This window comes from Marinobacter metalliresistant, assembly GCF_038098645.1.
In the GTDB taxonomy this organism is placed as follows: domain Bacteria; phylum Pseudomonadota; class Gammaproteobacteria; order Pseudomonadales; family Oleiphilaceae; genus Marinobacter; species Marinobacter metalliresistant.
Genome location: NZ_CP101118.1, coordinates 3,723,146 through 3,749,963, shown reverse-complemented (window position 1 = coordinate 3,749,963; position 26,818 = coordinate 3,723,146). Strand labels below are relative to the sequence as shown.

The following is a 26,818-nucleotide window of genomic DNA, read 5'->3' as shown; positions in this document are numbered from 1 at the left end:
AGTTACTCGCTCCTTTCAGCATCCCCACCAGAATCGGTGGGTTTGCGGAACATATCGAGAATCATCATGGCAGCACCGATGGTGATGGCGGTGTCGGCCAGGTTAAAGGCGGGAAAGTGCCAGTCCTGCCAGTACAAATGCAGGAAGTCGACGACATAGCCGTGCACCACCCGGTCGTAGACATTACCCAGGGCGCCACCGAGTATGAGCACGATGGCAACGGCGGTCCAGGTTTCATGGCGCTTCAGGTTTTTCAGCCAGTAGATCAGCACAACACTGACCACCAGGGCCAGGGTTACGAAAAACCAGCGTTGCCAGCCCGCGGCTTCGGCCAGGAAGCTGAACGCGGCGCCGGTATTGTGGAGCAGGGTCAGGTTGAACATGGGGATGACCGGAACCGGATCGCCGTAGGTCAGCATGGCCGTGGCCATGGCCTTGGTGCCGAGATCGAGGATGATCACAAGCACCGCCAGCCACAGCCACTTGAGTTTGCTTCCGGCGACCTGTTCAGGCATGGCAGCGTCCATCAGGCGTAAGCGCGGGCTTCACCGGGCCCTTCCACGTTGGTCACGCAACGACCACAGAGGTCCTCGTACCTGGCGTTACGGCCGACATCTTCCCGGTGATGCCAGCAACGCTCGCACTTGGTGTGGGTAGCCGGAGTCACCTTCACCCGGAGGCCTTCGTGGGAAGTCATCTCGGCGTCGCCCGCCTCGGAGACCGGCTTCACGGTGGCCTCAGACGTGATCAGGACGAAACGCAGTTCCTCACCAAGGTGTTTGAGCTCTGCCGCCAGATCACCTTCGCAGTAAAGGGTGACTTCCGCACTCAGGGAGCCCTTGATCTCTCCACGCGCCCGGGCCTCCTCCAGCCGTTTGTTGACGGCTTCCTTGACGCTGTAGATCTCGCGCCAGTAGTCGCGACCAAGCTCGGCGTTTTCCGGCAGTGCGGTCAGGCCTTCGTACCAGGTTTCGTAGAATACGGTATCGCCCCGCTTGCCCGGCAGGTGCTGCCAGATTTCATCGGCGGTGAAGCTCAGGATCGGGGCAATCCAGCGAACCAGGGCCTCGGCTACGTGATAGAGAGCCGTCTGGCAGGAGCGACGGGCCAGGCTGTCGGCCTGGGTGGTGTACTGGCGGTCCTTGATGATATCGAGGTAAAAGCCGCCCAGGGTCGCCTCGCAGAAGTTGTAGACCTTCTGGTAGATCCGCAGGAAGGCATAGTTGCCGTAATCCTCATGGAGCTCTTCTTGCAACTGCAGGGCACGATCCACCATCCAGCGGTCCAGGGCGATCATGTCCTCCGGTGCCACCATGTGCTGTTCCGGATCGAAACCGGTCAGGTTGCTCAGCAGGAAGCGGGAGGTGTTCCGGATCCGGCGGTAACCATCGGCGGTCTGGCGCAGGATGTCCTTCGAGACGGTCATTTCACCGCTGTAGTCCGTCGCCGCCACCCACAGCCGCAGGATGTCAGCACCCAGCTCGTTCATGACTTCCTGGGGCGCGATCACGTTACCCAGGGATTTGGACATCTTGTGGCCCTTACCATCGACGGTAAAGCCGTGGGTCAGAACCTGCTTGTAAGGCGCCACACCGTTCATGGCGATGGAGGTTTTCAGGGACGACTGGAACCAGCCACGGTGCTGATCTGAACCTTCCAGGTACATATCCGCCGGGAACTGGCCCAGTTCCTCGCGAACCCGCAGCACCGATTCGTGGGTCACGCCGGAGTCGAACCAGACATCGAGGGTATCGGTCACCTTCTCGTACTGCTCGGCATCGCTGCCCAGCAGCGCGGACGCATCCAGCTCGTACCAGGCGTCGATACCGCCCTCCTCAATCTGCTGGGCCACCTTCTCGATCAGGTTCTGGGTGTCCGGATGCAGTTCCTGTGTCTCCTTGTGGATAAACAGGGTGATGGGTACGCCCCAGGTGCGCTGCCGGGAGATGCACCAGTCCGGAGACTGGTTGAACATGGCTTCGATGCGATTCTTGCCCCAGGAGGGCACCCAGCGCACGCCCTTGATCGCTTCCAGAGCGTCGGCGCGGAGGTGTTCCTTGTCCATGCTGATAAACCACTGGGGAGTCGCCCGGTAGATCAGCGGGGTCTTGGTGCGCCAGCAGTGCGGGTAGCTGTGACGGAACTTCTCCGAACGGACCAGCTTGCCTTCGCGCTCAAGCGCGCCGCAAACCGGCTCATCGGCCTTGTAAACGTGCACGCCAGCCAGTTCACCGGCCGCCGAGGTGTAGGTGCCGTCGGCCTGAACCAGGTTGATGGTGCCGATGTTGTAGGCCTTGCCTACTTCAAAGTCTTCCATACCGTGATCCGGCGCGGTATGGACAGCACCGGTACCGGCGTCGGTGGATACGTGCTCCCCCAGGATGACCGGCACCTGCTTGTCGTAAATCGGATGCTGGAGCACCAGGTGCTCCAGTGCGGCGCCGGAACAGGTCGCCAGCACTTCATAGTCTTCCACCTGCCAGCGGGCCATGACGCCTTCCACCATCTCGGCAGCCAGGATCATGCGCTCCGGCCCCTGCCCGACGTCGGTCTGGACCAGCGTATAGTCCAGCTCGGCATTCACGGACACGGCCTGGTTGGCCGGAATGGTCCAGGGGGTGGTGGTCCAGATGACGACAGACACATCGCCTTCGCCCCTATCAGTGCCAAACAGTGAGAGCGCTTTTGGCTGATCAACGGCGGTGAAGCGGACGTCAATCTGGGTAGAGGTTTTGTCCTGGTACTCAACTTCGGCCTCTGCCAGTGCGGACTGACCCACCACACTCCAGTAAACCGGCTTATAGCCACGAACCAGGTGACCTTTGGCTACGATCTTGCCCAGGGCGCGAACGATCCCGGCTTCCACCTTGGGATCCATGGTCAGATAGGGCTTGTCCCACTCACCCATCACACCCAGGCGAATGAAGTCTTCCTTCTGACCGGCGATCTGTTTGGTGGCATAGTCACGGCAGGCTTGGCGGAAGGTCTTGTAATCCACCTTCACGCCTGCCTTGCCGATCTCCTGCTCCACCTTGTGTTCGATGGGCAGGCCATGGCAGTCCCAACCCGGCACATAGGGCGCGTCGTAGCCCATGAAGCCTTGAGACTTGACGATCATGTCCTTGAGAATCTTGTTGACCGCATGACCTATGTGAATGCTGCCGTTGGCGTAGGGAGGACCATCGTGGAGAATGAACTTGTTCCGCCCCTCACGCTGCTTGCGCAGGTTGCCGTAGACGTCGAGATCCTGCCAGCGCTTGAGCATTTCCGGCTCGCGCCTGGCCAGGTTACCGCGCATGGGAAAGGCGGTTTCCGGCAGATTCAGGGTGTGCTTGTAGTCGCTCATGTTTGTGTGCGTACTCTTTTGGTCTTGGTCAGTGTTGGTCAGTCTTTTATTCGTTGGGGCGCAGCCGGGCGTTTCAATGCGCGCTTTTTACAGTGCCGTGCTCCGAAATCCACGCACGGGCGTGCTCGAAATCCCGGGTAATCTGTTCTTTCAGTTCATCCACGGAAGCGAACTTTTCCTCGTCCCGCAGGCCGTGGCGGAACACGACTTCCAGGTGCTGGCCATAAAGTGTGCCAGCAAAGTCAAACAGGTGCACTTCCAGGGACGGCTGCTTGCCATCCACGGTCGGCCGCAGGCCTATGTTGGCAACGCCATCGTACACGGCGCCATCGTCCAGTGTGGCCGCCACCACATACACCCCTTGCAGCGCTGGTAGCCGGTGCAACAGGATGTTCGCCGTTGGCGCCCCGATCTGGCGCCCCAGTTGCCTGCCATATACCACCCTGCCCCGGATGCGGTATGGATGTCCGAGCAGCGCCTCTGCCTGCTCCAGGCCGTTCACCGTGAGCAGTTCCCGCACACGGGTGCTGCTCACCCGCTCGCCATCAACCGTTACCGTGCGGGTATTCTCAACCGTGAACCCTGCATCCTTGCCTACTTTCTTTAGAAGGGCGAAATCCCCGGCCCGGTCGCAGCCAAAGCGGAAATCGTCCCCCACCACCAGGTGCCGGACGGCCAGCCCCTGAATCAGGATGTCTTCGATAAAGCCCATGGCAGAGTAACTGCGGAAGGCCTGATTGAAGCGCAGGCACAGCACGATATCGATGCCCTCGGCCAACAGGGCCTCAAATTTCTGCCGGAACCCCATCAACCTTGGCGGCGCCTCGCTACCCTGGAAAAACTCCCGGGGCTGGGGCTCGAAAATCATGACCATGGAAGGCACGCCAAGGGCTTCGGCCTTGCTCCTGACCTGATCAATAATGGTCTTGTGGCCCAGATGCACACCGTCAAAATTACCGATGGTGGCGACACACCCGTTGGCGAGTGGAGAATCCTCCCGCCGGGACAGCTTTTTCAGGTTGGTCAGGCCCCGGATCAGACGCATGTAATGCGAACCTTCAATTGCCAGCTAGCTTTCAGCGCTACCCTTGTTACCGCAACGCTGGTGAGAAAACGCGCGATTATACCTTACCTCTGGCGGAAATGTCTTACCCGAACCCCGGCCAGCGCCAGGGCAACAAAGTAAATGGCCACACCGGCACCCACCAATATCGCCATATCCGCCGCCCGCTGATAACCGCCGTTTGCCAGCCACACTGCCACCGGCGCCTTGAGCCACAAAATAACGGCAGCCAACGCACCATTGGCGAATAGAACCTGCAGCAGGAAACGGGGCCAGCCGGGCTGGCTCTGCCAGGCTCCTTCCTTGCGCAACCCTCGCCACAGCAGATATCCATTCAGCCAGGCCGACAGGGAGGTTGCCAATGCCAGTCCGGCATGCGCCAGCGGAAAAATCAGTATCAGGTTGAACACCATGTTCGCCACCATGGCGATAACACCGATCTTGACCGGCGTTTTAGTGTCCTCGCGGGCAAAGAAACCCGGAGCCAGCACTTTAATTAGCATGAACGCAAGCAACCCCGCGGAATAGGCCCGCAGGCTCTGGGCCGACATGGCCACATCCCGGTCGGCCACTTCGCCGTAGTGAAACAGGGTGGCAATCAGCGGCTCCGCCAGCAAGACGAGGGCCAGCGCCGCCGGCAAACCAATCAACAGGACCGCACGGACTGCCCAGTCCAGGGTGGCCGCAAACTGGTCAGCCGATGCCGCCGCATGCTTGCGGGACAGGCTTGGAAGAATCACCGTGGCAATGGCAATGCCAAAAACACCAAGAGGCAGTTCCGCAAGCCGGTCGGAGTAATACAACCAGGAGACACTGCCGGTCTGAAGAAAGGAAGCCAGCACGGTATCAAGCAGCAGATTGATCTGGCTGACCGATACCCCGAACAGGGCGGGCGCCATCAATTTAAGAATCCGGCTGACACCTTCGTGGCGATAATCGACTCGAGGCCTGGGCAACAGGCCGAGGCGCATCAGAAAAGGCAGCTGGAAGAACAACTGCAGGGCACCGGCAATGAACACCCCCCAGGCCAGCGCCATCACCGGCTCGTCCATCAGCGGCGTCAGCCAGATCGCCGCCGCAATCATGGCCAGGTTCAGAAGAACCGGGGTAAACGCCGGCACAGCGAACCGGTCGTAGCTGTTCAGTATGCCGCCGGCAAAGGCGGTCAGGGAGATCAGCAATAAATAGGGGAAGGTGATGCGCAGCATCTCGCTGGTCAGGGCAAACTTCACGTCATCATCAAGAAACCCCGGCGCAAAAACTGCCGTCAACACCGGCGCTCCCAGGATCGCCACCAGTGTTACACCCAGCAACACCAGACCCAGTGAACCGGCCACAGCATTGACCAGCCGCTGCACGTCGGAGTGGGACTGATTTTCCCGGTAGGACGACAACACTGGAACGAAGGCCTGGGAAAAAGCGCCCTCGGCAAACAGCCGGCGCAGAAAGTTGGGAATCTTGAAGGCGACAAAAAAAGCATCCGCCCCGGCACCGGCGCCAAAATAGCGGGCAATCACCATGTCCCGGACCAGGCCAAGCACCCGGGACAGCATGGTCATAATGCCCACAAGTCCCGACGACCTGAGCAGGCCAGGCGCTTTAGGCAATTGCTTTTGCTCAGGAGATGATTCAGGTTCCGAAGACATGCGGGCTCTGGTCTGGCATTGTGGAAATAGACAAGTGGCCGCGAGTTTACCACAGGCCTTCTGTGTCAGGGCATGAAATGGGTTTTGGCCTTGACATTTCGAGGTTTGAGCGGCATAGTTCCGCGTCATTTATTTCGACGCGCTGGTTTTGGCGCGCCCGCGATGTAACGAATCATTCAGCAACGAATTTGAGATTTTCAGGAGTTTTACGGTGGCAAATACCCCGCAAGCCAAGAAGCGCGCACGTCAGAACGAGAAGAACCGCAAGCACAATGCAAGCCTGCGTTCCATGGCTCGTACTTACATGAAGAAGATCCAGTCCAAGATTGAGGCCGGCAACTACGAAGAAGCCCAGGCTGCTTTCCAGCAGGCCCAGCCGATTCTGGACAGCATGGTCAACAAGGGTATCTTCGCGAAGAACAAGGTTGCTCGTCACAAGAGCCGCCTGAGCGCCAAGATCAAGTCTCTGAAGAGCGCGTAAGTCGCCCGACTTCAGAAGCATAAAAAAACCGGCCAGTTGGCCGGTTTTTTTATGCTTCAGTTATCAGAAACAAGCATTACACTATAACGAGGTTATCCCGGTGTATCATTTCCTCGCCGGAACTGTAGCCCAGAACCTCGGCAATCCGGTCACTGGATCGACCGGCGATCGCCCTGGCCTCGTCGGCATCGTAATTCACAAGCCCCCGGGCAATCTCCTTGCCAGCCTGATCAACGCAGGACACCATTTCGCCACGGCGAAACTGCCCGACCACACCCTTTACGCCCACCGGAAGCAGGCTGCGCCCGCCGAGACACACCACCTTCACCGCACCGTCATCCAGGGTCAACTTGCCCCGGGTCTGTAAATGGCTGGCCAGCCACTGCTTGCGGGCAGCGATCCGGCCCTGCTCCGGGAGCAGCAGGGTGCCAATCACGTCGCCTTGGCGCAGCCGGCCGATCACCCCCTCGATACGACCACCAACAATAACGGTAAACGCACCAGACCGGGCGGCCAGGCGAGCCGCACGCAATTTGGTCATCATGCCACCCCGCCCCAGCACACCGGCCCCGCCTCCGGCCATGGCATCCAGCTCATGATCACCAGCCTTGCGCTCAGTGACCAGCCGGGCATTGGCGTTCTTCCTGGGATCCTTGTCAAACAGACCAAGCTGATCAGTCAGGATAATCAGGCCGTCCGCCTCAATCAGGTTAGCGACCAGTGCGCCAAGGGTATCGTTGTCACCGAACCGAATCTCGTCGGTCACCACCGTGTCGTTTTCGTTGACGATCGGCACTACGCCAAAGTCGAGCAGCGCCCTGAGCGTGCTTCGGCCGTTGAGGTATCGCTTGCGGTCCGAGAGGTCATCGTGAGTGAGGAGAATCTGGGCAGTGTGGATATCATGCCGCTTGAACTGGGCCTCCCAGGTCTGAACCAATCCCATTTGCCCAACCGCGGCGGCGGCCTGGAGTTCGTGCAACTGCTCCGGCCTCACTGTCCAGCCAAGACGGCTCATCCCCTCAGCCACCGAACCGGAGGAGACCACGACCACTTCCACCCCTTCTTCGACCAGCTCTGCAATCTGATCCACCCACAAGCCCAGAGCAGCCACATCCAGCCCCCTGCCATCGTTGGTCAGCAGGGCGCTTCCGATCTTGATAACCAGGCGGCGGGCCTGGCGCAACTGTAGGCGTTCAGTCATGGTGCTTGAGCGGTCTCCCTGGTGTTAATCCTGCTTTACTCGGGCGCGTAAACCACTTCGACGTCGTAGTCATCATCGTCGAAGTCATCGTCATCGTCGTCCTCGCGGGCAGCACGGCGAGCCTGACGCTCCGCCTCGATACGGACCCGGGCCTCTTCATCCATCTGTCGACGGCGACGGGCTTCCCGCTCAGCGACCTCGGGATTCTGGGCCTCTTCTTCGGCCTGCTCTTCAATCCAGCGCATAACCGCCTGAACCAGCGGCCTGGTGCCCTCACCACTAAGCGCGGAAATCCGGAACACCGGCCCTTCCCAGCCAAGCTCATCAACGATGGCCTGGCAATGGGCATCGCGGTCTTCCTCAGCCACCATATCCACCTTGTTCAGCACCAGCCATCTGGGCCGATTGGCAAGAGTCTCACTGAACTTCTCAAGCTCATGCTCAATCGCCCGGACGGCATCCGCCGGCGAAGATCCGTCGTAAGGCGCAACATCCACAAGGTGCAGCAAAAGCCGGGTGCGGACCAGGTGCTTGAGGAACCGGATACCGAGCCCGGCGCCCTCGGCTGCGCCCTCGATCAGGCCGGGGATGTCGGCAATGACAAAACTCTGATGCGCCTGCACACTGACGACCCCGAGGTTAGGCACCAGTGTGGTAAAGGGGTAATCCGCCACTTTCGGGCGGGCCGCCGACACCGAACGGATAAAGGTGGACTTACCGGCATTGGGCATACCCAGCAGCCCGACATCCGCCAACACCTTCAGCTCCAGCCGAAGGTTGCGCAGCTCGCCTTCAGAGCCTTTGGTGGTCTGCCGGGGCGCACGGTTAACCGAGGACTTGAAGCGGGTATTGCCAAGGCCATGAAAACCGCACTGGGCAACCTTCAGACGCTGCCCTGCATGGGTCAGGTCCCCGAGCACCTCATGGGTGTCCATATCCACAACCGTGGTGCCCACCGGCACTGGCAGGACAAGATCCTCACCCTTGGTACCGGTGCAGTTGCGGCCGGAGCCTGGCTCACCATTCCGGGCTTTGTGTTTACGCTGGAAACGGTAGTCAATCAATGTATTGAGCGACTCGTCTGCTTCCAGATACACGGAACCACCATCGCCCCCGTCGCCACCGTCGGGGCCGCCCTTGGGAACGTATTTTTCACGCCGGAAGCTCAGGCAGCCGTGACCGCCCTTGCCGGCTTCCACAATGATGGTGGCTTCGTCTACGAATTTCATGAATCAACCCTTTGCGCGATGCGCATAAACTAAAAAGCCCCGCAGCCTCAAGGAAGCTTTGCGGGGCTCCGGATGGCTCTGAACACCTGATGATATCAGGATATCAGCGCCACCCAAGGTTCGACAGAACCGGATCGCCGCTGCTTACGCAGCCGGAACGATACTCACGAACTTACGGCTCTGCGGGCCTTTGACTTCGAACTTCACCTGGCCGTCTGCTTTCGCAAACAGGGTGTGATCCTTGCCAATGCCAACGTTGCTACCAGCGTGGAAACGGGTGCCACGCTGACGAATGATGATGCTGCCTGCAGAAACAGTCTCACCGCCAAAGCGCTTCACACCAAGTCGTTTCGACTCGGAATCGCGACCGTTACGGGTACTACCTGCTGCTTTTTTATGAGCCATTACCAGCCTCCTTCTCTAGGGGGTAATTCGAGAGCCTCAGCCCTGGATACCCGTGATCTTTACTTCAGTAAACCACTGACGGTGGCCCTGACGCTTCATGGAATGCTTACGACGACGGAACTTGATGATCTGAATCTTGTCGTGACGGCCGTGGCTAACCACTTCCGCAGTCACTTTGGCACCATCAACAACCGGCGCACCAACCTGAACCTTGTCACCATCGGCGATCAGCAGAACGCGATCAAACTCAACGTTACCGCCGGTTTCAACTTCCAGCTTTTCCAGCTTCAGGGTTTCGCCTTCTTTTACACGGTGCTGCTTACCACCGCTGACAATAACTGCGTACATTTACTCGTTCTCCGCGATTGACCCATCCCTGCTCTTATCCACCTGGTTCTAAGGGAAGCGCTCTGGCGACCCTATAGCAGGGAGCGCAGGTTGGGATGAGTTGGGCGCGTGATTGTACGAGAAGACGCCATGCTAAGCAAGTTGAACATAGGGTCAGAAGAAAGCTTTCTTCTGACCCCGACTTCGCCGACTTAACGTTGACACCTCAACCTGCAATACCTAGCATTGCCGCGACCTGCCTTTATTATCAGCGAACGCAACGACGACAACACCAGCAAGGGATCCACAAGCCGCATGACAGCCCAGCGCATTCACGACACCGTGGCCGACGACTTCAGCCGCGTCAATGACCTGATCATCCAGCGGCTTTCCTCAGACGTTCCCCTGGTGGAAAAAATCGCCCAGTACATCATCGAAAGCGGCGGTAAGCGGCTGAGACCCTTACTGGTTTTGCTTTCCAGCCAGGCTGCGGGCTACGACAAAAGCGACCACCTGAAACTGGCGGCTGTCATCGAATTCCTGCACACCGCCACCCTACTCCATGACGATGTGGTGGACACCTCCGACATGCGGCGGGGCCGGAGCACGGCCAATGCACGCTGGGGTAATGCCCCGAGCGTGCTGGTAGGTGATTTCCTCTACGCCCGGGCCTTCGAGATGATGGTGGAGCTCAAAAGCCTGCCTATCATGGAGGTTTTGTCCCACGCCACGGCCGTGATCGCCGAAGGCGAAGTCATGCAACTGATGAACGTGAAAAATCCGGACCTGACCGAAGACCAGTACATGAAGGTCATTCACAACAAGACCGCCATGCTGTTTGAAGCCGCGTCCCACACCGGCGCCCTGCTCGCCGGGGCCGGTGACGACCAGGAACGGGGCCTGAAGGACTACGGCAAGCATCTGGGCCTGGCGTTCCAGCTGGTGGACGATGTCCTGGATTACCGGGGCGATGCCGAAGCCATGGGCAAAAATGTGGGCGACGACCTTGCCGAAGGCAAGACCACCCTGCCCCTGATTTACGCCATGGCACACGGCACGGAAAATGAGCGCCAGTTGATCCGCCAGGCCATTCGCAAAGGCGGGCTGGACGACCTGCCCAGGATTCTCGAAATTGTTGAGCGCTCAGGCGCCATTGAATACACCATGACCAAGGCCCGGGAACAGGCGGACCTGGCCAAAGCCTGCCTGACAACCCTGCCGGCCTCAGACCACAAAGAAGCCATGGAGCTGCTGACCGACGTCGCGGTGGCCCGGGTGAGTTGACGTAAAAATGGGGTCTGAAAATGGGGTCAGATGAAAATTTCATCTGACCCCGATTTCAACTCAGGCGCTCGCGCCCATGAGGCTCGTCAAAGTTCAACGCCGGCCCCACCGGCACAATCTGGGTCGGGTTGATGGTCCGCTGGCTCACGTAGTAATGACGTTTGATCTGCCCGATATCCACGGTTTCGGCCACGCCGGGCTCCTGATACAAATCCCGCACGTAGGCAGAAAGCGCCGGAAAATCACTGATCCGCTGGCGATTGCATTTGAAATGGCTGTAATACACCGCATCAAATCTAATCAGCGTGGTAAACAGCCGCCAGTCCGCCTCAGTTAACTGGCTACCCACCAGATACCGCTGGCCAGACAACCGATCCTCCAGCCAGTCCAGCGACTCGAAAAGAGCGTCGTAGGCTTGCTCGTATTTATCCTGAGCGGTAGCAAAACCCGCCTTGTAGACACCGTTATTGACTGTGTCATAGACCCGGGCATTGACCTCATCAATTTCCCCCTGCAGTTCCTCGGGATAGAAGTTCCGGTCCGAGCGAACACCCTCCAGCCCATCGAAGGCCGAATTGAACATCCGGATAATCTCGGCGGATTCGTTACTCGCAATCGTCTGTTTTTCTTTATCCCACAGCGTCGGCACCGTCACCCGCCCGGAATACTCAGGCGCAGCTCTGGTGTAGACCTCATGCATGAAACGGAAGCCATGCAAGTAATCCCGGTGCTGCTCACTGTCAGGCCGGAACTCCCAGCCATTCTCTACCATATCCGGGTGCACAACAGACACTGAAATATGCTTCTCCAGCCCCTTCAGCTTCCGGAAAATCAGCGTCCGATGCGCCCACGGGCACGCCATGGACACATAAAGATGGTAGCGACCGGACTCAGCCTTGAAACCACCTTCACCATCCGGCCCCGGCAAGCCGTCTGCGGTCACCCAGTTCCGAAACCGCGCCGCCTCCCGCTCAAACTTGCCACCGGTCTTATCGGTGTCATACCACTGGTCATGCCATTTGCCGTCAATCAAAAGCCCCATAAACCCTCCGATGAAAAACCTTGAAAGTGTGGCCCCTGTAACAAGGGGGCGCCGGCAAAAAGTCTGCCAAGGGTATTGGAGAAGGCCTTTGCAAACCGTGCATTGCCAAGGATGGCAATGCCGAGCCCCCAGGGAAGGGTTCACGGCGTGTTTGCAAAGGCCTTCTCCAATACCCGCTGCCCCCAAAACTGACAGCGGCCCTGTTACCTGCCCTCCAAAGCCTGATAATTTGAAGGAAGAATACCGGCGACCCTGCTACCCTCTCAAACAAGCATTTCTGGCCAACAACCTCAGATAATTCGAACATGCACACAGCCATCACCATAGACGCCCTCAAAGTCCTTGACGCCATTGACCGCAAAGGCAGTTTTGCCGGCGCCGCCGGCGAACTCTTCCGGGTACCCTCGGCCATAAGCTACACCGTGCAAAAACTGGAAGAAGACCTGAACGTTGCCATCTACGACCGCACCGGCCACCGCGCCAGGCTGACCCCGGCGGGTCATTACCTCCTGGAAGAAGGCCGCACCCTGCTGGAGGCGGCAGAAAACCTTGCCCACACAACCCGTCAGGTGGCCCAGGGCTGGGAAACCAGATTAAAGATCGGATTCAACTCATTGCTGCCGGCACAATGCCTGTTCCCGGCCATCCGGGAATTCCATGAACTCGGAGTGCCGGTCGATGTGCAAATCGTGGAAGAAGTGTTTGCCGGCACCTGGGACGCCCTGCAAAGTCGCCGGGTCGACCTGATCATCGGCGCGGACAATTTCAGCAAACCGTCGGGAAACTTCACAACCAGAGCCCTTGGTGAAATGCCTTTCGTGTTTGCTGTCGGCCCCGATCACCCGCTGGCAAGTGCCGAAGAGCCTCTCTCAGAGGAGGATATCTCCCGGTACCCGGCAGCCGTGGCGGCTGATACCTCGCGTTCGCTGCCACCGGGACATGCCGGCATTTTTCGCCGGCAACGAACCCTGACCGTCGCCAACATCGACCAGAAAATTGCGATTCAGGCCGCAGGTCTCGGCGTCGGGTGGCTACCCAGGGCAAGAATCAGCCAACAGCTGAAAGACGGTAGCCTGATCTCCAAGCAGGTGCACGAGCCCCGGCAGCCCATCATGCTGCATCTTGCCAGACATGCTGAAGACCAGGGCAAGGCCCTTATGTGGTTCTGGGACCGGCTCAGCCGGGAAGAAGTTGTAAAACCAACGCCCAAGGGAGTTCTCTGATGCGGCAGCTGTCGGAACTGGATGCCTCGTTCCTGTACCTGGAATCGGAAACGACCCCGATGCATATTGGCGGGATCTATCTCTTTGATGCCAGCGAACGAGAAACACCACTGGCCTTCAGTACATTTGTTGCCTACCTTCGCAGCCGGCTCCACGTGGTGCCGGTGTTCCGTCAGCGTCTCAAGGAAATCCCCCTGCGCCTGGGCCGCCCCTACTGGATCGACGACCCGGACTTCAGTATCGAGCGCCACCTCGCCTACGTCAATCTCGGCGAACATGGTCGCAAAGCCAGCCTTATGAAACTGGCCTCCAAGATTCTGGAGGAACCCCTGAAAAGAGACCGTCCTCTTTGGCACATAACGTTCGTGGACGGTTTCAAGCTGGATGAGGAGGATGCCGGCAGTGCGGGCTTTGCGCTGATCGTGAAGTTACACCATGCGGCTATCGATGCCTTCAGCGGCGAAGAAATCATCGGAAAGTTACTCGAGTACACTCCGGAGCCTCGCTCGATTACACCACCCCGGCCCTGGCACCCCCGACCAGAACCTTCGGAAGAGCGGGTCATGTTGCAGGCAGGCGCAAATATCCTTCGAACACCACTGCAATTCACCTCGCTCGCCGTCAATGCCGCCGAAGCCACCGCACGGGGGTTGATTCAGAAGCAGTTACGCAAACTGCCTCTGCCACTGCCGCTGTTCTCTGCCCCCCATAGCCCGTTTAACCGGCAGATAACCGCGAACCGGCAAATTATCGCGGCCAGTGTTGAGCTGTCTCGCCTGAAAACGGTGAAGGCGTCCCTTGGGGACGTCACCCTGAATGACGTGGTTCTCGGTTTGTGCGCCGAGGCCCTAAGACGGTACCTGATCAGCGAGGGCTCGGACGCCGGCAAATCCCTGGTGGCAATGACTCCAATTTCTGTTCGCTCAAACAGCTTGCGCAGGGCGACCGGAAACCAGATGTCCGCCATGCTGCTGGATCTCGCCACCAACGAGCCAAACCCTGCGCAACGGATTCGCCGGATTCATTGGAACGCAGTCGCCTCGGAGCCCTACCGTGAGGCCATAGCCGCCGACCGGCTAACGGAACTTTTACCGTCAACCATGCTGGCCCTGTCCGCCAGACTTTACTCGGAGTTGCAGATTGCCCAGCGTTATCAGCCGGTATTCAATCTGCCGATCACCAACGTTCCGGGCCCCCAGGTACCGCTATATCTGCAGGGAGCGCGTCTGGTTCAGCAGTACAACACGGCGCCGCTGTTCGACAGCATGGGGCTGGTGATAGTGGCGGTAAGCTATGAAGGCAGGCTGACACTGAACTTCACCACCTGTCCGGACGTGGTCGCAAACGGGGATTCATTGCAGGCCCATGTCGCCGAAAGCCTTGATGCGATTGAGGAGGCGATACACCGGCTCGGGGCAGACGACGGCCACGGGCCAATTCCCGCAAGTTCAACCCAGACCCTGGCGGACGATGCGATGACGGCGCTGGAGGGACTTCTGAAGAAAGCCTTGAGCCGTTTCCGGGGCTGAACACGGCCCGGAAACGGCGGGCGCAGGATCAGAGATTATTCAAACGCCCAACGGAGAAACGCTTTTTTCTCCTCGTCGCTTGCCGTTGCCCAAACCGCCTTAAGCTGGTCGAGGGCATTAACATCATTCGCGGAAGCGCCCTCAGACGGGGATTCAGGGATGGGAGTCCGGGCTACCCTGCTTGCTTCAGCGGGATTCCATTCGGTCGAGCTTGCCACTGAATCCCCCGCCGAGGACACAATCGTTGCAGAAAACTCCGGCATCATCCGTTCTGCTTCCTGCCGGGAATCCGGTTGCTTGAATTCAAAGCGGTAAGTCTCGCCAGCGATGGCTTCGAAGCGGGCCTCCTGAGGCTTGCTTTCGATAACGTGAACTTTCGATTCCTCGTTTCTGACCACCCCGCTCTTTGCCCAAATGGTTTTGTAGACGAAAACAACCTCGTTTTCACCGGGCAGCAAAGCATAGTCCAGCGCCAGGTCGTTCATTAGGAAGTTGCCCGTGGTGCGGCCATTCACCCGGGTAACCCGAATTTCACCCGGTGTTTTCAGTGTCGCGGCGTTCGTCGCTGCCTCTGGATTGCCGTCCCAGGTCTCTACCCTACTTACCGGGGAGGCACAGCCCACCAATGACAACGCAAGCAATGCTGCCAGCCCGGCGCGAAGGCTAACGGCGTGTTTATGCCAGCCTTTCATCGCCGATTTGAAACCACGGTTAACGTGACAAATGCTCATTTAATCTCCTTGGCTATGAGGAACAAAACAGATTCAGGCTCGCGCCGGACCCGTAGCATTTTGACCAGTGCATCTGACAAGGGCAAGGCAATGGCATAGCTTTGCCGGCCTGTCCCGAGCCGCGGTCTCTGATCCCGTTTGAGACGCACCCCGTAAAAATGTAAAAAAATGTTGAATTCGTCCTGAATTGGATTAATTTTAAACAGATCGGCAGACATTAACGCGGCGCCCGAAAAAGCAGAACAGAAAAGCGGGCACAGGAGACACCATGGATACCCAATGCAGAACCGGAGAACAAGGGCCGGTTCCCTTTCGCAGCAGTCGATTCTTTTGTGTGGGGAGCAAATGGTACTTCACTACCCGGGAAGGGTTTGACAGTGGCCCGTTTGCGTCACGGGAACGAGCCGAGACTGGCTTAAAGCGATTTTTACATGTTGTCCGGTTGTTACCCGAAGAACAGCAACTTCATTAACAGGGAGCCTCATTGAGGCCCCCCTAAATCATTACCGGGATCAGCCAGCGGTCAACTGCCCAAAGGCAGACCAGAGCCATAACCCCCGCCAGCACATCGTCCACCATGATACCAAGCCCACCGGGCATTCGTTCGTCCAGCCACCCGATGGGCCATGGTTTTGCGATGTCAAAAAGACGGAAAAGCAGAAAAGCGCCCAATACGCCGTAAATGGTATCCGGAAACAGTCCCAGGGCGATCCACATCCCGACAAATTCATCCCAGACAATGCCCCCGTGATCGTGGACCTTGAGGTCCTCAGCGGTTTTTCCGCACAGCCAGATACCCACGACAAAAGCCAGCAACACCACCAGCCAGTAGGCTATCGGTGGTAACCAGGCGAAGCCATACCAGAGAGGAATTGCCGCGAGACTTCCCCATGTTCCGGGAGCCCGTGCCGTTGCACCGCTACCAAAACCGAAGGCCAGCAAATGGACCGGATTACGCAGGAATCCCGGAGGCAGGAGAACTTCGGGAATTTCCGGTTCGGACGCCTCATCTTTCTGGCTCATGGTCTGCTCCTGAAATGATCGAACCCGGCATCTGCACCACACGGCTTACCATCGAGAATCAACCCGGGCGGGGATTCAACCGTACCAATCACCGACAGTTTTTTCCGGACCGCGTCCGGGGCGTTTCTCCAGCACTCTGCGGGGATGGTCAGGCACAACTCATAGTCATCCCCGGACCGCAGCGCATAATCCAGCGCTGCATCGCCTTTCAGGCGCTTCAGATGCGGTGATACCGGCAGTCGGGCACTGTCGATGCTCGCCCCGACGTCAGAGGCCTCAAGAATATGCCCAAGGTCCGCAAGCAGGCCGTCAGAAATATCAACAGCGGCACTCGCAATGCCACGGACAGCGCTGCCAAGTGCCAGCCTGGGCCGCGGTGAATGATAACGATCCAGCAGGGCTGTAACGTCTGGCGAAGGGCTCGCCTCGTCAAGGTAGTCCAGCGCCGCACCGGCGTCTCCAAGCGTTCCGGAGACCGCGACAAGGTCACCAGGCCGGGCACCCGCGCGCCGAATGGCGGCTCCATGCTCAACGGTTCCGTGCACCTGAAGAGTCAGAGTAAGCGGACCGGAGGTTGTATCACCGCCGGCCAGCGCCATCCCGAACGCATTGCTGGCACTTCTGAGCCCGCCGGCAAAACCTGCAAGCCATTGTTCGTCTGCAGCAGGCATGGTCAGTGCAAGGGTAAAGCACTCCGGATCGGCCCCCATGGCGGCCAAATCACTTGCCGCTACGGCCAAAGCACGCCAGCCAAGGTAATCCGGGCGATAATTCCTGGGAAAGTGGACACCCTCAACCAGGGTATCCATGGAGAAGACGAGATCCCGGCCCGCGGGAATATGCTGAATTGCGCAGTCATCCCCCGGCCCCAGAATCAGGGACCGGGCTGTCTGCTGCCTGGCGAGCGGCAAAAAATAACGCCGAATCAGCTCGAACTCGCCCATCAGCTAGCGGGCACGGGAGCGTGTCTCGGCAAGCCGGAGTCGGCCGCTCAGCTTGTCGAGGATGCTGTTGACGAATTTATGGCCCTCGGTGCCACCAAAGCGCTTGGCCATTTCAATGCCTTCGTTAATAACCACCTTGTAGGGCACATCAAGACGATGTTTCAGTTCATAGGCACCAAGCCGGACAATGGCCAGCTCCACCGGATCCACCTCATTGATCGGGCGATCCAGGAACGGCTCAATCAGCTTGTCCAGTTCGCCCTGCTCCCGGTGTACACCACGGAGCAGGTCGCGGAAGTACAGCAGATCAACCTTGCTCGTGTCATTGTCAACCATGAACTCGGCCTCAATGTCGGAAATGGCCGTCTTGCTGAAGTGGCGCTGATAAAGCCCCTGCATGGCCAGAGCCCTGGCGCGGCGTCGATCACCGGCTTTCGGCTGGCCGGCCGGTGCCGGCTGCGGTGATGTACCTTCAGTTTCGCTCATTACTCACCCAGTTTCCTGAACAGGCTGACCATTTCAAGGGCCGTGATGGCCGCTTCGGCGCCCTTGTTACCAGCCTTGGTGCCCGAACGCTCGATAGCCTGTTCGATGGAATCCACCGTCAGCACACCAAAGGTCACCGGTACGTCTGTATCAAGGCTTACCGCGCCGATACCGCTTGACGCTTCACCGGCAACGTATTCGAAATGCGGGGTGCCGCCACGAATGACGGCACCCAGCGCAATGATGGCATCGTACTCGCCGGTTTCGGCAACACGCTTGACGGCCAGTGGCATCTCATAGGCGCCAGGCACCCGCACAATGGTGACATCATCATCGGAGATCCCGTGGCGGCGCAGGGTATCCAGCGCGCCTTCAACCAGGCTTTCAACAACAAAACCGTTAAAACGGCCTACCACCAGCGCATAACGCCCGGTGCACTCGGTAAAATCACCTTCAATTACTCTGATATCCGCCATCGATGGCTCCTTCACGTGTCGCGGCACCAATGCCACGACCGGGTTTATCATTCAGGGGTATAGGGAACGTACTCAACAACTTCCAGATCAAAACCGGAAATGGCCGAGAACTTGATCGGCGGGCTCAGCAGACGCATCTTGCCCACACCGATGTCCCGGAGAATCTGGGAACCGGTGCCCACGGTGAAATAAACACCGGAGCTGCCCTTGCCGGAGGACCCTTGCCCTTCATCAAAAAATTCGTGGATGCGGTCTTCCAGGTTATAGCTGTCTTCGGCGCTGTTCAGCAGAACAACCACACCCCTGCCCTCGGTTGCCACTTTTTCAAGGGCGTGGTGCAGAGGCCAGCTTCGTGAATCCTTGCGGCGGGCACCCAGAAGGTCCCGCAAGGTGTCGGTGATGTGTACACGTACAAGAGCCGGCTCTTCCTGGGAAATACTCCCCTTCACCATAGCCAGGTGAGTCGCACCCTGGATATTGTCACGGTAAGTACGAAGGCTGAAGACACCGTATTCGGTGTCCAGGTCGTTCTCTTCCACACACTCAACGGTGCGCTCGTTCATGGTGCGGTAGTGAATCAGGTCGGCAATGGTACCAATCTTGAGATCATGTTCTTCGGCAAATCGTTCCAGGTCTTCCCTGCGGGCCATGGAGCCATCGTCGTTCATGATCTCGCAGATCACACCCGCCGGCTCGCAACCAGCCAGTCCGGCAAGATCGCAGGACGCTTCGGTATGGCCGGCGCGACTCAGAACACCACCCGGATCGGACATCAGCGGAAAGATATGGCCGGGCTGAACCAGGTCACTCGCCTTCGCGTTGCGGTCTACCGCCGCCTGAACCGTGCGGGCACGGTCTGCGGCAGAAATACCGGTAGTCACGCCCACGGCCGCTTCAATGGACAGAGTAAACTTGGTACCGAAACCGGACGCGTTCTGCTGGACCATCAACGGAAGACCTAACTGCTCACAGCGATCCCGGGTCATGGGCATGCAGATGAGGCCGCGGCCAAAACGGGCCATGAAGTTGATGGCTTCAGCCGTGCAATGCTCGGCGGCCATCACGAGATCGCCCTCATTCTCGCGATCCTCGTCATCCATCAGTATGACCATCTTGCCCTGACGGATATCTTCAATGATGTCTTCAATGCTGTTCAGTGCCATATGGTTTTGCACCCTTGCGGAGTTCCGGCAGCCATCTGCTGATGAAACCTCCTGAATGTATGGATTACCGGCGAGCGAGAATCAGGCGCTGATCCTCCCCTAGCTGACGTCGGTCCAGCACCTTCCATTGTACTTTATCTGCCATGGTTTCCAGCAGCAGGCGCGCGGTCGGACGTCCCGTACTACCGAGGAAAACCGGCGCCTGATAGAGCCAGAGTTCGTCTACCAGGCCTTCGCTGATGAACGTGCCTGCCAGTGTGGGGCCCGCTTCGACCAGCAGCTCATTGATGCCGAGTTCCCCGAGAGAATCCAGCAGTTCGGCCAGATCAATGCCGTTGTCCTTCCAGGCCACCCCGGTGAGACTGATGCCCAGTGCCGCCAGATCCTGGGCCGGTGTCGTCGCCAGAGTTGACGACGCACAGAACACCTGCACATTGCCACCCTGCAGGATCTTCGCCGAACAGGGCGTCCGCGCATCCCGGTCGGCGATCACTCTCAGGGGCTGCCTCGATGGCTCCGTGGCGTCACCGATATCGCCCAGCTCTTCACGGCGAACAGTCAACGATGGATCGTCCACCAGAACGGTACCGACACCCGTGAGGATGGCATCGCTGATGGCCCTGAGACGCTGCACATCCCGGCGGGCATCGCTGCCGGTTATCCACTGGCTCTCGCCGGAGGCCATTGCCGTGCGGCCATCCAGACTGGCCGCCATTTTCAGACGCACCCAGGGACGACCGGTGTTCATGCGCTTCATGAAACCCGGATTCAGGCGGATGGCTTCATCCGCCAGCAGGCCTTCAGTAACCCGGACCCCGGCTTTCCGAAGCATATCCAGTCCACGCCCGGACACCGAAGGATTCGGGTCCTTTGTCGCCGCATAGACATGGGCCACTCCGGCGTCGATCAGAGCCCTGGCGCAGGGCGGTGTGCGGCCGAAATGGCTGCAGGGCTCCAGAGTCACATAAGCCGTGGCACCCCGGGCATCCGGGCCAGCCTGGCTCAGCGCACGGATTTCGGCATGGGCTTCGCCGGCACGCTCATGCCAGCCCTCCCCGAGCACCAGATCGCCCCGGGCGATGACGCAGCCCACCCTGGGGTTGGGGTGCGTCGAGTACCGACCGCGCCAGGCAAGCTGGACAGCCCGGGCCATCATGGCCCTGTCGCGGTTTTCGATCATGCTTTTCCTTCTGCAGAGCGGTTATCTGCCAGTGCCTTGGCAACATCAACGGCTGTATCTCCATTGCTGGCAGACAGGCGCTCGATTTCTTCCTTAAACTCGTTGATATCCTGGAAGCTGCGATACACCGACGCGAAACGGACATAGGCCACTTTGTCCAGTTGCCGCAACTCGGTCATTACCTCCTCACCCAGCTGCATCGATTTCACTTCCCTTTCACCGGTCGCCCGCAAACGGTACTTGATGCGGTTCAGGGCGGCATCGATCTGCTCAATGCTGACTGGCCGCTTCTCCAGTGCCTTCATCAACCCCGAGCGCAGCTTTTCCTCATCAAAAGGTTGCCGGGTGCCGTCCTGCTTCACCACCCGCGGCATCACCAGCTCGGCAGACTCAAAAGTGGTGAAACGCTCACGGCACGACAGGCATTCCCTGCGGCGACGCACCTGATCGCCCTCGGCCACCAGCCGGGAATCAATCACCTTGGTATCTGCTTCACCACAGAAGGGACAATGCATAGTCAGGAGCTCCGGAGAGGAAGCCGGGCCGACTGATCGGCCCGGCGGGTCATGCCTGTAGTCTAGCTATAAAACGATCAGCCGTAGACAGGGAAACGGGCGCACAGAGCACTCACCTGCTCACGAACCCGACTGTTTACCGCCTCATCCTCCAGGTTATCCAGGATGTCGCAGATCCAGCCAGCAAGGTCACGGCACTCAGACTCACCGAAACCACGGGTGGTAATCGCCGGAGTACCAAGGCGCAGACCGGAAGTGACAAACGGAGAGCGAGGATCGTTGGGGACCGCGTTCTTGTTCACGGTGATGTGTGCCCGCCCCAGCGCCGCATCTGCGTCTTTGCCAGTGATGTCCTGCTTGATCAGGCTAACCAGGAACAAATGGTTCTTTGTGCCACCGGACACCACGTCATAGCCACGATCCACAAACACCTGGGCCATGGCAGAGGCGTTCTTGACCACCTGCTGCTGATAGGTCTTGAACTCGTCGCTCATAGCTTCCTTGAAGCAGACGGCCTTGGCGGCAATCACGTGCATCAACGGGCCACCCTGGCTGCCCGGGAACACCGCAGAGTTCAGCTTCTTCTGCAGATCAGCGTCGTCACAGGCCAGGATCAGGCCGCCACGGGGACCACGCAGGGTCTTGTGGGTGGTGGTCGCAACCACGTGGGCGTGGGGAATCGGATCCGGGTACACACCGGCGGCTACCAGGCCGGCAACGTGCGCCATGTCGACAAACAGAAAGGCGCCAACCTTATCCGCGATTTCACGGAATCGGGCAAAGTCCAGTTCCTGGGAATAGGCGGAGAAGCCGGCAATGATCATTTTCGGCTTGTGCTCAGCCGCCAGCGCTTCCACTTCGTCGTAATCGATCAGGCCGGTTTCCGGGTTCAGGCCATACTGCACGGCATGGTAGATCTTGCCGGAGAAGTTGACGCTGGCACCGTGGGTAAGATGACCACCGTGCGCCAGACTCATACCGAGAACGGTATCACCGGGTTTCAGCAGCGCCATAAACACAGCAGAGTTTGCCTGGGAGCCGGAATGCGGCTGCACGTTCGCGTAGGCGGCACCGAATAGCTCTTTGGCGCGTTCAATCGCCAGATCTTCGGCAATATCCACAAACTCGCACCCGCCGTAATAGCGCTTGCCCGGGTAGCCCTCAGCATATTTATTGGTCAGCATGCTGCCCTGGGCTTCCATCACCCGGGGGCTGGTGTAATTCTCGGACGCGATCAGCTCGATATGAGCTTCCTGGCGCTTCTCTTCCGCCTGCATGGCGTTCCAGAGTTCGTCGTCAAAGCCGGCGATTTTCATTTCACGATTAAACATGGATGCGCTGCCTCTGTGTGCTTGGCTGGCCCGGAGAGCTTTGGCAATCTCCGGAGGCTCCCTGAAAAATTGGGCCGCTATTCTATCTTACAAACGGGTGAAAAATCATCCTTTATACCGTCCGCAGATACCGGCATGCGGCCAACGCCGGTTTCTGCTCAATTGCTATCACTGGTAGGTTTCGATACCTTACCGGGTCAATAGCACTAGCTCGGATCAAGGGCGGCGGGGCTGGCCTTCCGGGATCGTCAAAATCAGGGATGATTTTGTCGAGCGTACATGGACGTATTCACAGCGTATCCCGGAAGGCCAGCCCCGCCGCCCGAACCATCAGATTGCGAATTCACGAACCTGTCTTACCAAGAGGTTTACGCCAACATGGCCCAATCTGCTTATCTATCCCATTAGTTTTTCGTTATGTTTTATCGGTACACAACCACTCCCTGTACCAGCTGGCCTTCCACCCCTTCCTAGTACCTCCACCCTGTCATCTTCACGAAAAACCAGTCGTTTTAGTTAACTTTTACCGATTTCGGACCAAATTGGACTCAAAAACTTAACTTTTTTGTACGCGCCCACTGATCAAACCTTGCCAGAAGTAAACAGCCGCGCTCCAGCTCTGAGACAACAAACCGCAGATCGCACTAACCTTCCTAGTGGACAGCTTGGCCAGCACATATCTCCTTTAGACACATTTCTCCTGTACGCTCAGCTTTACCACCAGGATCAGACTCATCGTGGATGGCGCGAGGATCAGTGAATGACGAGCAGCCACCATCGAGACTGTCAAAGGTCGGCACCCCCGACCCTATACACAGCTTCTAGACATTTCACATGCCGCAATATTTAGGTATATCGAAACTCTTCTCATTGAAGAGCCAAATGCAATCATCGAAGCACACCTTGATGAGCACCTCTGGGCCGAATAGATTCGATGTGCAAACCTTGTCGCGGTCTATTTAGCGGAAGCGCCGGGCATCCTGACTCAGCCTACGGGCCAAGATGAAATTGCAGAGCATCAAATGCGACAGAGAGGGATTTCCTGGTCACACGCCAGGCGGATGCTCAAATCGCTGAGCCAAGCCAGCAGCTCCGCCTGACAGATCGACTGATCGCTGACGCCACCATCAAGTCACCGCACTTGCGTGCTGCACATCCACTACAATATTCAGCGGAACCTAATTGAAACGGTCCGCCGTCGACATCGACAGACGGTTGCCAACAACACTTTTCTGTTAAACATAGATGACAAGCTTATTCTTTCAATCGAGGCTGATCGAGCAATAGCTCTGAAGGGTGACATCTCAGGCATTCGGCGAGTAAGTAGAGCTTCTCAATAGTGACGTTGACTTCCCCCCGCTCAATTTTGCCTACATAGCTCCTGTCTATTCCCGCCTCGTAAGCAAGACGCTCTTGCGAAAACCCTTTGGATTTTCGAATCGCACGCAAATTCCGGCCAAAAGCCTCGCAAACCAGTGAGCCCATTTCTCGCCCTCACAAAAGGCAAGACTATGGTTTCTTGAGGCATCACAGGCCACGGCATATAATACCCATTTTTTTAAGATCGACTTGTTCGATCAAAAGACCAATTGGGCCGCCGAATGGAAAAGACACAGTCACTGCAAGTCGATAAGATACTGATCGAACTGTTGCGAAAGCAGTTAGACACTCCTTTTTCCACCACCAGTATTCGGGATCTGTACGTCCTTCAAATACCTGAAGGTCAGCGACCGGGTCGCAACCAACTCCGCAAGCACATCTATAGAGAACTGCTGCGACTTGAATCGGCCAAGGTGATTGAACGACATGGCGGCTCCACGGGCCGCGGGTGCAAATTTATCTTCCGTCCAGAACATTCAAGCGTCGAGCTCGAAGCCAGGCCCTCGCCGTTCGAAACCAGTGATCCTCATGTTGAGTCACCGATGGACGTTAAAACACAGAGAGCGCTGCAAGAAGAGCTCTCCCAAAGGAGGATCGAGCTTGTCGCCAGCATTGGTGAAGCGGAAGAATACCAGCGCCTATATAACAAATACCCAGCGCTTCGAGGGGCCGTGAAGGAGCAATATCTGGAGTCTCGAGAGAAGAGCACGAAACTCCTGGGCCAGCTGCGCGCTGTCGAGTCCGTGATCACGAAAGTTGGCTTTCCCTCATGATGCAGTTGCGCGCGTGGCAGAGTGAGTGTATTGCTCAGGCTCTGAAATCTTTTGAACGCCAGTCCCACTTTCTATGTCATGCGACACCCGCGGCCGGGAAAACTGTCATGGTTGCGTCTGTCGCTAAGGCCCTTTTTGAACGGGGCAACATCGATTTTGTCGTATGTTTTTCACCTTCGCGAGCAGTAGCACAAAGTGTCGCCACAACTTTTAGCCAGATTCTCGGGAGAAGCTTTAATGGCCAAATCGGTGCTGCAGGTGGGTCTTATACCTATCAGTCGATGAGTACGCTCCCCAGTGAGCTTTGGCGAGTGCTGAGCGACCATCGAGTCCTCGTAGTATTGGATGAGGTCCATCACTGCTCTGGTAGTAGCTGGGACGAATTCTCTATGGGCAACAGTTGGGGGAGAATCATTCTCGATAGAATTCAGGGAAAGGCATCCTTCACAATCGCTTTATCCGGAACGCCATGGAGAACGGACGACAACCCTATTGTTCTCGCTCGATATTCTCAACCGGACGGCGAGCTGCATTGTGACTACGAATATGGCCTACAACGGGCTGTTCTCGACGGAGTGTGCCGAGCTCCAAATATCGTGCTCACTGACAATCGAGAGATCCATCTGAAGTCATCTGAACTCGGCCTTAAAACCTATTCCAGTATCCGTGACACTATCAAGCAGGGTCATATTTCTTATCCCGACTTTCTTTACCGGAACGAGGTGATCGACCACACGCTTTCTGAGGCATCAAAAAGGCTATCAAAGATTCGGCGGCGCGTTCCTACTGCGGCCGGGTTGGTCGTAGCAGCCACCGTGGTTCACGCAGAACAAATAGCGACCAGGTTTTCAGCCTTGGGTGAGAAACCCGTTGTTGTGACGAGCCGGACTCCGGAAGCTCATGAGGTCATCAATAACTTCAGAACCTCCTCTGATCGATGGATCATTTCTGTAGGGATGATCAGTGAAGGAACCGACATTCCTCGACTCCAAGTATGCTGTCACCTTAGTAGAATTCGAACAGAGCTCCATTTCCGGCAGGTTCTCGGCAGAATCCTCCGTTGCCAGGCAGGCGAACCTTCTGACATAGGAGGCTGGCTCTACGTACTCGCGGAACCCAGCCTGACAGAGTTTGCGCGTCGAATTGGCGAAGATCTCCCAGAGCAAAACGTGGTTTCATTTTCACCCAGGGCTTCAAGGCAAAACGCGGATGGCACTATGGAGCGAGCAGTTGTACCCGAAGACAGTGACGCATCCGAGTGGGACTTCAGTGTCAATGGGACGGATACCCGGACAGCAAGGCCTGACCAAACATGGCAAAAGGAAACAACTGAACTCTCCATGAGCAATCATTACTGGAAAGAAGTTCTGTCTTTATTCGGGGATAGGATGCTGTGACGGCTTCCCCGAAAATTTTTTCTGAGTTCCATTATCGGAATATTCCCGCGGACTTTTCTCAGACAATGAGTGGACGAATCCTCAGAACTTGATGGTTCGTTTATGCACGCTTGTGGAGCCCAGTTTAATGGCGTTTGCCCACAAATTTGGGGACAATTTCTCTCTAAAACAAGCAATTTGTTCCAATAAACTTCACGGTCGGCTCCACTTTGGTGCAATTAGTCAGTTTTTGGAGCCGTGCAGGCCTGAAAAGCCAGAGGCTGGTATTTTTAACGATCTGAAAATATTAGCGGTATGGCACTTTTCATACTGAGAGGAATGTAACGGGTTATCATTTTTGCTCTTTGTTATCCGGTTGATCTCGATTTTCCATAAAATCCTCCGTTACGCCCTCAGCCTCAAAGCACTCATCCCACACGGGATCAGTTGGCCGTTCGTAGCGAAGGACGGAACCTTTTAAACGTTCCAGAGCTGTCGGCTCATTACCCTGCGGCTCGGCAAGCTCATCCGCATGGGCCGCATAGGGATCCAGGCCGTCAAGCAGCTCTTCTTCAGTGAACCTTTTCTTTTTCATACCGCCTCTTTTGAGAGCGAATCATTACACCCTTAGTATAGCAATTGGTCAGGTGCGACACCTATTGAG

28 protein-coding genes are annotated in these 26,818 nt (G+C 57.6%); 7 read left to right on the top strand and 21 right to left on the bottom strand.

What is annotated here, in order from left to right; all coding sequences use genetic code 11:
* Positions 1–2: 2 nt before the first annotated feature.
* From lspA to murJ, 4 genes are all read right to left on the bottom strand, one after another.
* On the bottom strand, positions 3–527 hold the full coding sequence (gene lspA, locus NLK58_RS17505) for a signal peptidase II (RefSeq protein ID WP_117619580.1): 525 nt from the start codon (positions 525–527) through the stop codon (positions 3–5).
* Positions 527–3,346: an isoleucine--tRNA ligase gene (gene ileS, locus NLK58_RS17500; RefSeq protein WP_341581393.1), complete on the bottom strand. Its 2,820-nt coding sequence runs from the start codon at positions 3,344–3,346 to the stop codon at positions 527–529. The genes lspA and ileS overlap by 1 nt, the downstream gene beginning before the upstream one ends.
* Before the next feature lie 73 nt (positions 3,347–3,419).
* Positions 3,420–4,391: a bifunctional riboflavin kinase/FAD synthetase gene (ribF, locus tag NLK58_RS17495; RefSeq protein WP_341581392.1), complete on the bottom strand. Its 972-nt coding sequence runs from the start codon at positions 4,389–4,391 to the stop codon at positions 3,420–3,422.
* Positions 4,392–4,474: 83 nt separating this feature from the next.
* A complete protein-coding gene (gene murJ / locus NLK58_RS17490) occupies positions 4,475–6,055 on the bottom strand; it encodes a murein biosynthesis integral membrane protein MurJ (protein ID WP_117619577.1) in 1,581 nt (526 codons plus the stop codon).
* A gap of 211 nt (positions 6,056–6,266) precedes the next feature.
* Here murJ and rpsT point away from each other — a divergent pair, with 211 nt between their 5' ends.
* Positions 6,267–6,536: a 30S ribosomal protein S20 gene (rpsT, locus tag NLK58_RS17485; protein ID WP_117619576.1), complete on the top strand. Its 270-nt coding sequence runs from the start codon at positions 6,267–6,269 to the stop codon at positions 6,534–6,536.
* Between the two features lie 76 nt (positions 6,537–6,612).
* Here the strand turns inward: rpsT and proB are convergent, their stop codons facing one another.
* The 4 genes from proB to rplU form a co-directional block, all read right to left on the bottom strand.
* A complete protein-coding gene (gene proB / locus NLK58_RS17480; RefSeq protein ID WP_117619575.1) occupies positions 6,613–7,737 on the bottom strand; it encodes a glutamate 5-kinase in 1,125 nt (374 codons plus the stop codon).
* Between the two features lie 35 nt (positions 7,738–7,772).
* Positions 7,773–8,966 carry an Obg family GTPase CgtA gene (gene cgtA / locus NLK58_RS17475; protein ID WP_117619574.1) on the bottom strand — a complete coding sequence of 398 codons (1,194 nt, stop codon included), beginning with the start codon at positions 8,964–8,966 and terminating at the stop codon, positions 7,773–7,775.
* Between the two features lie 144 nt (positions 8,967–9,110).
* Positions 9,111–9,371, bottom strand: a complete 261-nt coding sequence (gene rpmA / locus NLK58_RS17470) for a 50S ribosomal protein L27 (protein ID WP_088829262.1) — start codon at positions 9,369–9,371, stop codon at positions 9,111–9,113.
* Positions 9,372–9,407: 36 nt separating this feature from the next.
* Positions 9,408–9,719: a 50S ribosomal protein L21 gene (gene rplU / locus NLK58_RS17465; protein WP_027831003.1), complete on the bottom strand. Its 312-nt coding sequence runs from the start codon at positions 9,717–9,719 to the stop codon at positions 9,408–9,410.
* A 294-nt stretch (positions 9,720–10,013) separates the two neighbouring features.
* Between rplU and ispB the strand changes: the two genes are divergently transcribed.
* Positions 10,014–10,982 (top strand): octaprenyl diphosphate synthase, encoded by a 969-nt coding sequence (ispB, locus tag NLK58_RS17460; protein WP_117619573.1) that lies wholly within the window; start codon positions 10,014–10,016, stop codon positions 10,980–10,982.
* A 55-nt stretch (positions 10,983–11,037) separates the two neighbouring features.
* Here ispB and NLK58_RS17455 read toward each other — a convergent pair whose 3' ends face one another.
* Positions 11,038–12,024 carry a glutathione S-transferase family protein gene (locus NLK58_RS17455; RefSeq protein WP_341581391.1) on the bottom strand — a complete coding sequence of 329 codons (987 nt, stop codon included), beginning with the start codon at positions 12,022–12,024 and terminating at the stop codon, positions 11,038–11,040.
* Positions 12,025–12,329: 305 nt separating this feature from the next.
* Here NLK58_RS17455 and NLK58_RS17450 point away from each other — a divergent pair, with 305 nt between their 5' ends.
* Complete coding sequence (locus NLK58_RS17450) at positions 12,330–13,247, top strand: LysR family transcriptional regulator (RefSeq protein WP_117619571.1); 918 nt, start codon at positions 12,330–12,332, stop codon at positions 13,245–13,247.
* Positions 13,247–14,776 carry a wax ester/triacylglycerol synthase family O-acyltransferase gene (locus NLK58_RS17445; RefSeq protein WP_117619570.1) on the top strand — a complete coding sequence of 510 codons (1,530 nt, stop codon included), beginning with the start codon at positions 13,247–13,249 and terminating at the stop codon, positions 14,774–14,776. The genes NLK58_RS17450 and NLK58_RS17445 overlap by 1 nt, the downstream gene beginning before the upstream one ends.
* Positions 14,777–14,811: 35 nt before the next feature.
* On the opposite strand, the gene NLK58_RS17440 is transcribed toward NLK58_RS17445, so the two are convergent.
* Both NLK58_RS17440 and NLK58_RS17435 read right to left on the bottom strand, forming a co-directional pair.
* Positions 14,812–15,507 carry a DUF2057 family protein gene (locus NLK58_RS17440; RefSeq protein ID WP_117619569.1) on the bottom strand — a complete coding sequence of 232 codons (696 nt, stop codon included), beginning with the start codon at positions 15,505–15,507 and terminating at the stop codon, positions 14,812–14,814.
* Positions 15,504–15,725 (bottom strand): hypothetical protein, encoded by a 222-nt coding sequence (locus NLK58_RS17435; RefSeq protein ID WP_117619568.1) that lies wholly within the window; start codon positions 15,723–15,725, stop codon positions 15,504–15,506. The genes NLK58_RS17440 and NLK58_RS17435 overlap by 4 nt, the downstream gene beginning before the upstream one ends.
* A 50-nt stretch (positions 15,726–15,775) precedes the next feature.
* On the opposite strand from NLK58_RS17435, the gene NLK58_RS17430 reads away from it, so the two are divergent.
* Entirely contained in the window at positions 15,776–15,979 is a 204-nt protein-coding gene (locus NLK58_RS17430; RefSeq protein ID WP_099619836.1) for a DUF6316 family protein, read from the top strand.
* A gap of 23 nt (positions 15,980–16,002) precedes the next feature.
* Here NLK58_RS17430 and NLK58_RS17425 read toward each other — a convergent pair whose 3' ends face one another.
* The 9 genes from NLK58_RS17425 to NLK58_RS17385 all read right to left on the bottom strand — a co-directional run bounded on the left by NLK58_RS17425 (position 16,003) and on the right by NLK58_RS17385 (position 24,110).
* Positions 16,003–16,530, bottom strand: coding sequence for a phosphatidylglycerophosphatase A (locus NLK58_RS17425; protein ID WP_117619567.1), 528 nt, complete (start codon positions 16,528–16,530; stop codon positions 16,003–16,005).
* Positions 16,527–17,474: a thiamine-phosphate kinase gene (thiL, locus tag NLK58_RS17420; protein WP_117619566.1), complete on the bottom strand. Its 948-nt coding sequence runs from the start codon at positions 17,472–17,474 to the stop codon at positions 16,527–16,529. Before thiL ends, NLK58_RS17425 begins: the two co-directional genes overlap by 4 nt.
* A 3-nt stretch (positions 17,475–17,477) precedes the next feature.
* Entirely contained in the window at positions 17,478–17,960 is a 483-nt protein-coding gene (gene nusB, locus NLK58_RS17415; RefSeq protein WP_117619565.1) for a transcription antitermination factor NusB, read from the bottom strand.
* Positions 17,960–18,436: a 6,7-dimethyl-8-ribityllumazine synthase gene (gene ribE / locus NLK58_RS17410; RefSeq protein ID WP_117619564.1), complete on the bottom strand. Its 477-nt coding sequence runs from the start codon at positions 18,434–18,436 to the stop codon at positions 17,960–17,962. Before ribE ends, nusB begins: the two co-directional genes overlap by 1 nt.
* Before the next feature lie 47 nt (positions 18,437–18,483).
* Complete coding sequence (ribBA, locus tag NLK58_RS17405; RefSeq protein WP_117619563.1) at positions 18,484–19,599, bottom strand: bifunctional 3,4-dihydroxy-2-butanone-4-phosphate synthase/GTP cyclohydrolase II; 1,116 nt, start codon at positions 19,597–19,599, stop codon at positions 18,484–18,486.
* A 64-nt stretch (positions 19,600–19,663) separates the two neighbouring features.
* Positions 19,664–20,779, bottom strand: coding sequence for a bifunctional diaminohydroxyphosphoribosylaminopyrimidine deaminase/5-amino-6-(5-phosphoribosylamino)uracil reductase RibD (gene ribD / locus NLK58_RS17400; RefSeq protein WP_117619562.1), 1,116 nt, complete (start codon positions 20,777–20,779; stop codon positions 19,664–19,666).
* On the bottom strand, positions 20,776–21,294 hold the full coding sequence (nrdR, locus tag NLK58_RS17395) for a transcriptional regulator NrdR (RefSeq protein ID WP_117619561.1): 519 nt from the start codon (positions 21,292–21,294) through the stop codon (positions 20,776–20,778). The genes ribD and nrdR overlap by 4 nt, the downstream gene beginning before the upstream one ends.
* Positions 21,295–21,371: 77 nt before the next feature.
* The gene (glyA, locus tag NLK58_RS17390; protein ID WP_341581390.1) at positions 21,372–22,625 is read right to left on the bottom strand and encodes a serine hydroxymethyltransferase; all 1,254 of its coding nucleotides are present in this window, start codon (positions 22,623–22,625) and stop codon (positions 21,372–21,374) included.
* Between the two features lie 1,254 nt (positions 22,626–23,879).
* Positions 23,880–24,110, bottom strand: coding sequence for a helix-turn-helix domain-containing protein (locus NLK58_RS17385; protein WP_053114477.1), 231 nt, complete (start codon positions 24,108–24,110; stop codon positions 23,880–23,882).
* A 116-nt stretch (positions 24,111–24,226) separates the two neighbouring features.
* On the opposite strand from NLK58_RS17385, the gene NLK58_RS17380 reads away from it, so the two are divergent.
* A complete protein-coding gene (locus tag NLK58_RS17380) occupies positions 24,227–24,778 on the top strand; it encodes a hypothetical protein (protein WP_053114475.1) in 552 nt (183 codons plus the stop codon).
* Entirely contained in the window at positions 24,775–26,175 is a 1,401-nt protein-coding gene (locus tag NLK58_RS17375) for a DEAD/DEAH box helicase (protein ID WP_075267661.1), read from the top strand. The genes NLK58_RS17380 and NLK58_RS17375 overlap by 4 nt, the downstream gene beginning before the upstream one ends.
* Positions 26,176–26,506: 331 nt before the next feature.
* Here NLK58_RS17375 and NLK58_RS17370 read toward each other — a convergent pair whose 3' ends face one another.
* Positions 26,507–26,749, bottom strand: a complete 243-nt coding sequence (locus NLK58_RS17370; protein WP_053114471.1) for a hypothetical protein — start codon at positions 26,747–26,749, stop codon at positions 26,507–26,509.
* Positions 26,750–26,818: the final 69 nt, after the last annotated feature.